Here is an 8176-nt window from a genome sequence, read left to right as displayed (position 1 = left end):
TGATATTGGCAGCGACTGAAGAAAATGGGGCAGGCATTGAGGGATCGCCGATAAATGGCGTCAGACCCTGAGGGGGGGGCCGATTTTTCTTATCGCAGAAAAACGGGGTCAGACCCTGAGGGATCCCCCAATTTATTGTCATGAAAGCTGTTGAGGGGACAGCGGCGGGGCAAGTAATATCAGAAAATATGGACAAGGCAAGCGCCTTCGTAGGGAAACAGGTCGCCGAAGTTATAGAAGGCTATGAATTAAATCCCACGTTTCAAGATGAAAAATATCTGATCGGCGGTGGCGAGCTGCTTGCCAGTGTTTTGTTTGGGGTGATGCCTGCACGCAAAGGCAAGGGCGGGAAGGAATCAGAGTCAAAGGGGCCTCGACCCCTTGCGGAACCTGTCTATAAGACGAGTAAGCAGGCTGCGGAAGCTTTAGGGTACAAAAAAATTAATGAAACAGTGCACGGTGGGCAGGCTGTTTTTAAGCGAGGTAATCGATATATTACTAGAGACCTAGACGGCCATAACGGCGGTGCTTGGAAAGCAGCTAAGTCGGTTAAGGATCTTGGCTCTAGAGAAACAAGATCCGGAACGTTTGATGTGAATATGGAGCGCATAGGTGATTGATATGAATGAATCTAAAGTCCCAGATTGGATTACGCGCGGAAAAACTATTTCTCAACTAATTAAGGAGTTGAGAACCTTTGAAAATCAAAATCTCATGGTTGAAATTTCCGTTGACGGGGGGGCGACTAAGAAACCAATAAGTCTCGTCGGAAAAGAGGATGGTGTGTGTGTTTTATTAAATTGCGAGTCTGAGGAATAGTCAAATTTTAATGTTGTGGGGCGGCCAGCAATAACATGAAGCTGGAGAAAAGGGGACATGGAGAAAAGGGGACAGATTTATTTGATTTTTCGATTGTGTTCGAATAAATAAATCGGTCCCCTTTTTCGGTGTTCAGTATCCGTTGCAAGGGCAAACTCCCGATTCTTATGCGAAGCTTGGAAATGGGCATGTTGTTGTCTACGGTCCTGAGGGGTGTGCACTATATGATGTGTCTAGCTCTCGGGTTAAGGTGGTCGAATGGAATCAAGCTCAGAATGGAAAATATTTCCCTAAGAAGGGAAGTGATACAAAAGTTTTTGAGGGGAATGTTCCTCAGTCGATTCTTGACAGCTTGGGGTCGAAATGATGAAAATTTATCAGGGTAATATTTCCAAAGAGTCGTTGAGTCTGTTTGTTTCAGATATTGGATCCAGATTACTAGGAGGGAATATGCGGCCACTTGAAATTAGCTTTGGGGGCATTGAGAAACTTTCCATTATTCCAGATTTTGATTTCTATAATCTAAATCTTGTGCTGGGGCTCAGCTTGCAGCGAGAAAATATGGGGCGCGCAGTTGATACTTACAAGGTTACCCTGGAGATGCTTTATGAGTCTGAGCAGTCGGCGTTTGAAGTTGTTTTAGGGTTTACAGGGGTTCGTCGTTTAGCAGTTCCTGATGTGTGTGGGAGTTTGTACTTGAGCGAAGTTGAAGTGGATGACGTCTCAGCTGATCAGCTTGAAGGAGTTAAATATAGTTTGAAAGACTATGGAGGCACAGGGTTTGAAGTGCTTGCTCGGGAATTTTCAGTTGTCAGCTGCAAGCAACACTTGTGAAACGAGAGTTAAGCGCGAAACGGGAGCAGATCACAGTTCTGTAAAGGTAATCAGCATTGCTCTTTGACGCATGTGAATGGTGGTCTGACCCCTATTTCTTCGAAAGGTAAAAAATAGCACGTCTGGTAATGCACAAGTTTATACGGTGGAAGGTGGTACCATGGGGGTTAAAGAAATTCAATATAGTCCATCTACTGTTGGAGGTGATGTTTTATCTACCCATAAAGGAGAGTACTATAAGCTTACGTATTTGGATGGAAGTAAAGTTAAAATTGTCGATCCTGTGGATTATAGGCCGACTTTTAATAGCAAGGGTCCTATTTAAGATGCCAATACCAAATACTTGAATCCTCGGGGGCAAGAGGTGATATTTAATCCCACGATCAATAAATGGGTGCCAGAATGAAACAGGTTAGTCAGTTTTCAATATCTTGGGTAGCACCAATCGTGCCATCGGTGTCTCTCGCAGGTATACCTTTGGGTGTCGGTGCAGAGGTGCTGGCGCGAGTGTTACTCAACTATTTGATTGATGAGACTAGCCAATTATACCAATTTGAGTGCTCTCCAAAGCTTCGATTAAGAAGTTGTGGTGTGGATGAGTTTGGAAATGGCGGTTATTCTTTTTCGTTATTTGATGAGTTTGTGGTTAATGATCTTCTAAAGGGGACGCCTGCTCTATCAATAGTGATTAGAGATGGAGCGGTATTTGCACTCAAGGCTTACAGCTTCAGTTTTCCTGGAGAGCGAACACAAGAGCTTATGTATAAAGGTGTTTTGCCAATTGGTATTGGTTTGGGCAGTTTGGTTTCTGATTTTTTGCCATTTACTACTTTGGAGTTTGATGACGCTGAAGAGTGGTTTTATTCTGAAAGAGAATATGCGGGGTTAGAAATTACCGGTTGGGGCGTTCCTTTAGATGATCAGCCGGAACAAATTATTACTGCACTATGTGTGATATTGGCAGCGACTGAAGAAAATGGGGCAGGCATTGAGGGATCGCCGATAAATGGCGTCAGACCCTGAGGGGGGGCGATTTTTCTTATCGCAGAAAAACGGGGTCAAGAGAAAAACGGAAAAACGGGGTCAGACCCTGAGGGATCCCCACAAATTTATTTTAAGCTCTGCGTTTGATGGCACACCTCATCACGCAGAGCCCGCTCCAATATTTCCAAGTGTCCTCAGCCCCCAAAATCTGTGCAGCTTCGCCTGGAAAAAGGCGCAGATTTATTTGATTTTCAGAGAAATAGAGAAATAGGGGTCAGACCACGGTTTTGTAAAAATTGCTCTTCGAAACATGTGAATGGTGGTCTGACCCCTATTTCTGAGGCATGAAGGTTGCTTTGTAGCTAACTGAGTCGCCCCCGGTTTTATGGATACCGTGCAATCTCAACCGGCCCCTGCCGAATCAAAGTGACCTTAGCCAACAGCGTTGCTATCCAAGATTGACTAAAACGAGAGAAAAGGGGACAGATTTATTTAACTTTTCGATTAAGTTCGAATAAATAAATCTGTCCCCTTTTTTGCTTGTAAAACGAGAGTTAAGCGTGAAACGGGGGCAGATCACAGTTCTGTAAAGGTAATCAGCATCGCTCTTTGAAATGTGTGAATGGTGGTCTGACCCCTATTTCTTCTATTTCTTCACGTATTGAACGTCGAGGGCAGGGTAGACCGAGGTCGGACATGGAAAAATAAATCTGTCCCCTTTTTATTTGAATTAAAGGTTATTCTACAAACTCCGCAGGTCGTCAAGACTCCCGCCTATCAATCACCGACATCGGGTAATTTCATTCGGACAGTTGACATGGGGCGGCCTGTTGGTACCGATGCCAAATCAGGAGGGCAGATGACTAACTTTATGACGGTTATCACTGACAAAAAAGGTGATTTAGTTAACACGTTTCCCGGAAAGACTCTTTAAGCTATGTATTACTTAATGTTGTGGGACAAGAAAATGGCATCCGTCGATAAAGATGGATGTCTTGATAAGGTTGAGGTGCCAATAGAAATGGCAAATTTATTGTTCGATTTGGATGCTAAGGAATTTCCAATTCTCAGCAGCCTTGGCTTTGATGACTACGATATGTTCTCAGTTTCGCAATTAGACTCCCTTGCGGATGAGCTGCTTACTGCGGTTAGGCTGAATCCGCAGGTTTCAAAGTTAGTTAAACCGGTGTTGGGTTTGATATATGAGGCGAAGTCCTCAATGAAAGATGTTTTATTTAACCCTTTTGGTCGGTAGTAGAAGTGAAAAGAGAGAACTAGTGGAGAAATAGGGGGCAGACCACGGTTTTGTAAAGGTAATCAAATTTGCTCTTTGAAACATGTGAATGGTGGTCTGACCCCTATTTCTCTAGATAATAAAGGTATTAAACGAGCTCCTACTCAGCAGGAGCTGGACTGGTTTAACAACATTAAGTGGTAAGGTGGGCTATGTTTGATTCGAAAACCGGAGAGAGGGTGATGGTGTTTATTCACTCGGAGTATGGGCCCTTCATTAGAATTTCAACATATGAAGATGCGGGCGCACTAGAGGATTTGTTGGACGAAAAATATTTCGCACTGTATTGGAAGTCGACACCTCCTGAACTAGTCGGTGATGGGGGGAATGAATATTATTTTGGGAATGCTGCGGACCCTGTGAAACTACAGTTTATTTTGGACTCAATTATTTTTTGATTGAGCTGTTGGTCCAAAAGCGACTGATGCTGCAAAGGGTCAAGAAGCATCAGCAGCGCGTGATGCTTTAGCTGAATCACTTGCACCTTTGAAAGGCAAAGCCCCTGCAACTGTTACAGGTGGCTACAACGTAAAGACTGGTGAGGTTGCTGCAAGGCCCTGTGGCGGTGGAAAATGTGCGGAAGATCATGTGGTAGATGCCTCAGGAGGTAACAAAGAGGACGTTCGTTTTGCGGAGGCGATACGTCCCAGGACTGGCGACCAAGTCCCTGTATGCCTTCGTTGCGAATCTACTTATGGTCGTGAACCATTCCCTCCAGGGACTCGATTCAAATCTGATGAGTAATCTAATATGAGTAGCGATGTATACCCCGATGGGCTGGATTGTGTTTGGCTTGCTACCGATCGCGAGCTAAACCTTGGAGTGTTTTTTACTGGAGGGAGTGGGCCAATTCCGGTTGGCATGCTGCATGACTGTTCATTTGCGATAGAGAATGTGGAGGAGGCTATCGAAAAACTTCCTATTGTTTCTGAAACTCGTCTTCTTATTCAGGTAAATCGTCCTGACGATTTTTATGATATGGCAAAAAAAGGTTTTTTTGTGTATGACTGGCGAGATGTACATCGAACGATTCGCGAGTGCTCAAATAAATATGAGCCTGTAGCGTCGCCGATAAGTCCAATTACCATTGATGATTTGCCTGAATCGCTTAAGCAGCTTGCGTTGCGAGCTAAACTTCTCACCTTCTCTTTTGCGGAAGGGCAAGATTTAGATATAGAAAGCGAGATAGAGTACCATAAGGCGGTTTAGGCTGGTGTAACGAGATTTTTGTATCCTGTTAAAAGAGTAGATGGTGTTGGTCGTTTGCCTTTGGTGCAAAGGTGGAGCTGCTAGCTCCAGCGCTGAAAATGCGGCCTTATATCCAAAGTTGAAGGATCAACTGATATAAGAAAACCTGAGCAATATTGCGACCCAAGACTCAAGATTAGCTGCTGCTGTGAATGGCAGTGGAACGAAAAATCCGGAGCAAAAGGAGAAATAGGGGTCAGGCCACGGTTTTGTACTTACCTGATCGGTTCAAATCCTAGCGTGTGCGTGAGAGAGCAATACCCACGTAAAGTTTAATGTGCGTTCATGTGGGAGCAGGCATGAACTGGCCTAATGATTTTGGATACTTCAATCGGGCGCTATGATGGCGCCCAAATCTGAGGTGTTTGGATATGAAGGAAATAGGGGTTAGGCCACGGTTTTGTAAAGGTAATCAGAATTGCTCTTTGAAGCATGTGAATGGTGGTCTGAGCCCTATTTCCTTAGGTGAGTATAAAAAGTGGAAAAGTTGGAACTCTCCGAATTAAAGTTTCCCGCGATGAGAGATGAGTTGATCTCTTACTTGCAGGGGCTGTCGAGCGCTGAGTATCAATACAACGCTTGGGTTGCAAGAGCAGACCCGGTTTTAGCTTATGATGAATTTAATTATGTTGTGCACTTTTTGTATGATGACACTGATCTGGCGACTGATGCCGACTCGTGGGTCGGATTGATATTTAGGGGGGAGAGTGAAGCGCTCGCTATTTCTGAGGTTGTGCGTAGCTTGGACGTAATATTTGAAAAGTATGGTACAGCGCTTTCCGATGCTGAGTATTTGACGAAGCCTGAATGGGCTTACGTCATTGAGTCATCTAAACATGCACTACTGGAGCTGTCCTGAGCATAAGCAAGAAAAGGGGACAGATTTATTTTTAGAGAAAAGGGGACAGACTTATTTAATTTTTAGATTATGTTCGAATAAATAAATCTGTCCCCTTTTTGTCATTGAATCCAGATGATTTCAAGAAAAGGTGATGATGTATGGTTTTTGATTATTTGACGGCGGGTTCAATTGGCCCCCTAAGCGTTGGTATGCCGAGAGCAGAGGTTCGCTCTTGCTTAGGTGGAGAGTTTAGAACGTTCAAGAAAACGTTTTTGTCGTCAAATACGCTGGACGCCTTTGATCATCATGCTGTGCACATTTATTATGACGATGCTGATCTTGTAAAGGGCGTGGAACTGTTTTCTCCGGTAAACTTTTTCTGGCGTGGAAAAAGACTTTTAGGTGAAAGTTATGCTGAGCTGAAAAAATATTTGGCTCACCAGGGCGTCGTTTTTTCTTCAGATGATTTTGGGGTTGAAGTCGATGCGCTTGGGATGGGGTTCTATATTCCGGATATTAGTGATGATGGTGATTTTGCGGAAGTTAAAAGTGTATATATTGACTTGACTGTCGGCTGAGTGGGGAGGCGCCGAAGTCGGAGGTAAGAAAAGGGGGCAGATTTATTTGATTTTTCGATTATGTTCGAATAAATAAATCTGTCCCCTTTTTTTGCGCTAGCATAAGGTTTACTGAGGCAGTTCGCACTCGAGAGGTCTGGGGGAAGGATCGTATTCCTGAAGGGGCGATAATTTCACCTTGTGAAAATTGCAGTGTAAGTTGGCCTCGAGGAGATCTATAATGATTGTTTTAAATGAAAGTTGGCGACCTGGATTTGGAACAATATTTACGTGGTTTGCCATAGATAAAAATGGAAGGATCGCTGTGATGGTGAATAATTGTTACGGAGAACTGCCGCAAATTTTGTTAAGGCTCGAAAATGTAGATGCTCAACTTGATAGGCTATCTGAGTTTGTTTGGGGCGAGTCTTCTGAGTTCTTAAGTTGTTTTCCCGATAAATGCGGTGAACTTAAGGTTGACCTTTATTCTGCCTGGCGATATCAGAAAAAATTCTCGAAGGAACGTTTGGTTGAGTACCTGGAGTCTGACCTGTTGGAATCAAAGTCCTTTGCAGAGGCTAATCTATCAGTCAATAAAGGCTTTTATGTCTATCATGGCGTAGAGGGCGATGATGTCGGTGTGGACTATCCTGTTGGCTATGAAGGGCAGACTGTAATGGGTGACTATTTCAGGTATTTGGTCCCTACAATATTCGGTGGCATTGATGATATTCCGGAGCCTTTACGTCAGGTGTTGGTGAAGTCTGATAGTTTTGACTTTGCGAGTGATCAGTTGTTGAGGAATGATCAAGTGAGCTATCACTTTTCTCGTATGCTCTACTAGGACCGGAAAAGGGTATGGATTTGAGTGTCACTTACTTGATTTTTTTCGGGTGTCCATTTTTCCTAACCTCGGCTCTTCCGCCGAACGCGTCTGTATCAGTATCGAGTAAGGCTAAGGCCTTCGTTTTATGGTGCGAAGCTCAATCCGTCCCGGCCGGTTTCCGATATGTTTCCTGGCGATCAACTTGAGTAAAACCTGCACACCTTTCGCCTTATTCGTCAGGAAATAGGGGTCAGGCCACGGTTTTGTAAGGGTAATCAAAATTGCTCTTTGAAACATGTGAGTGGTGGTCTGACTCCTATTTCTTACTATTTCTTACTGGTGACTTGTAGGTGACTTCGACTCAAGCCTGATTTGGGTTTACTGGTAAAGGTGTCCTGTCCCCTATTTTTCTGGGCAACCTGACATGCATCCTAAGCCCCACTATCATGTGTGAGAGGTGGAGCTAAATCAAAATGTCAAAGGTGCCAGGCCTGCGCGCATCCAGATTACTAGGAGGGAATATGCGGCCACTTGAAATTAGCTTTGAGGGCATTGAAAAACTTTCCATCATTCCTGATTTTGATTTCTATAATCTAAATCTTGTGCTGGGGCTCAGCTTGCAGCGAGACAATATGGGGCGCGCAGTTGATACTTACAAGGTTACCCTGGAGATGCTTTATGAGTCTGAGCAGTCAGCGTTTGAAGTTGTTTTAGGGTTTACAGGGGTTCGTCGTTTAGCAGTTCCTGATGTGTGTGGGAGTTTGTACTTGAGC

10 protein-coding genes are annotated in these 8176 nt (G+C 44.1%); all 10 read left to right on the top strand.

All coding sequences use genetic code 11. The features are described 5' to 3' along the window. Positions 1-140 precede the first annotated feature (140 nt). Entirely contained in the window at positions 141-620 is a 480-nt protein-coding gene (locus AACV02_RS15385; protein WP_169366361.1) for a toxin C-terminal domain-containing protein, read from the top strand. Between the two features lies 1 nt (position 621). Next, the gene (locus AACV02_RS15380; protein ID WP_119735454.1) at positions 622-819 is read left to right on the top strand and encodes a hypothetical protein; all 198 of its coding nucleotides are present in this window, start codon (positions 622-624) and stop codon (positions 817-819) included. A gap of 363 nt (positions 820-1182) precedes the next feature. Then, positions 1183-1653, top strand: coding sequence for a hypothetical protein (locus AACV02_RS15375; RefSeq protein WP_234452764.1), 471 nt, complete (start codon positions 1183-1185; stop codon positions 1651-1653). 402 nt (positions 1654-2055) lie between these two features. Next, entirely contained in the window at positions 2056-2676 is a 621-nt protein-coding gene (locus AACV02_RS15370) for a hypothetical protein (RefSeq protein ID WP_305955846.1), read from the top strand. A gap of 928 nt (positions 2677-3604) precedes the next feature. Next, positions 3605-3892 carry a hypothetical protein gene (locus AACV02_RS15365; protein ID WP_169366363.1) on the top strand — a complete coding sequence of 96 codons (288 nt, stop codon included), beginning with the start codon at positions 3605-3607 and terminating at the stop codon, positions 3890-3892. A gap of 789 nt (positions 3893-4681) precedes the next feature. Continuing rightward, the gene (locus tag AACV02_RS15360; protein WP_119735449.1) at positions 4682-5140 is read left to right on the top strand and encodes a hypothetical protein; all 459 of its coding nucleotides are present in this window, start codon (positions 4682-4684) and stop codon (positions 5138-5140) included. Between the two features lie 517 nt (positions 5141-5657). Next, on the top strand, positions 5658-6038 hold the full coding sequence (locus tag AACV02_RS15355; RefSeq protein ID WP_119735448.1) for an SCO4402 family protein: 381 nt from the start codon (positions 5658-5660) through the stop codon (positions 6036-6038). 140 nt (positions 6039-6178) lie between these two features. After that, complete coding sequence (locus AACV02_RS15350; protein WP_119735447.1) at positions 6179-6598, top strand: hypothetical protein; 420 nt, start codon at positions 6179-6181, stop codon at positions 6596-6598. A gap of 220 nt (positions 6599-6818) precedes the next feature. Beyond that, entirely contained in the window at positions 6819-7421 is a 603-nt protein-coding gene (locus tag AACV02_RS15345) for a hypothetical protein (protein ID WP_218911098.1), read from the top strand. 503 nt (positions 7422-7924) lie between these two features. Beyond that, positions 7925-8176: hypothetical protein (locus tag AACV02_RS15340; protein ID WP_119735446.1), on the top strand; the 252-nt coding region annotated here is incomplete at its 3' end.

Source organism: Pseudomonas sp. Larv2_ips (genome assembly GCF_963879675.1).
Taxonomy (GTDB): Bacteria; Pseudomonadota; Gammaproteobacteria; order Pseudomonadales; family Pseudomonadaceae; genus Aquipseudomonas.
This window is presented reverse-complemented; position numbering and strand designations above follow the sequence as displayed.

Excerpts from the sequence above, each read along its gene's own strand:
- AACV02_RS15385 (WP_169366361.1), top strand. The coding sequence starts at position 141 with ATGAAAGCTGTTGAGGGGACAGCGGCGGGGCAAGTAATATCAGAAAAT.
- AACV02_RS15380 (WP_119735454.1), top strand. The coding sequence starts at position 622 with ATGAATGAATCTAAAGTCCCAGATTGGATTACGCGCGGAAAAACTATT.
- AACV02_RS15375 (WP_234452764.1), top strand. The coding sequence starts at position 1,183 with ATGATGAAAATTTATCAGGGTAATATTTCCAAAGAGTCGTTGAGTCTG.
- AACV02_RS15370 (WP_305955846.1), top strand. The coding sequence starts at position 2,056 with ATGAAACAGGTTAGTCAGTTTTCAATATCTTGGGTAGCACCAATCGTG.
- AACV02_RS15365 (WP_169366363.1), top strand. The coding sequence starts at position 3,605 with ATGGCATCCGTCGATAAAGATGGATGTCTTGATAAGGTTGAGGTGCCA.
- AACV02_RS15360 (WP_119735449.1), top strand. The coding sequence starts at position 4,682 with ATGAGTAGCGATGTATACCCCGATGGGCTGGATTGTGTTTGGCTTGCT.
- AACV02_RS15350 (WP_119735447.1), top strand. The coding sequence starts at position 6,179 with ATGGTTTTTGATTATTTGACGGCGGGTTCAATTGGCCCCCTAAGCGTT.
- AACV02_RS15345 (WP_218911098.1), top strand. The coding sequence starts at position 6,819 with ATGATTGTTTTAAATGAAAGTTGGCGACCTGGATTTGGAACAATATTT.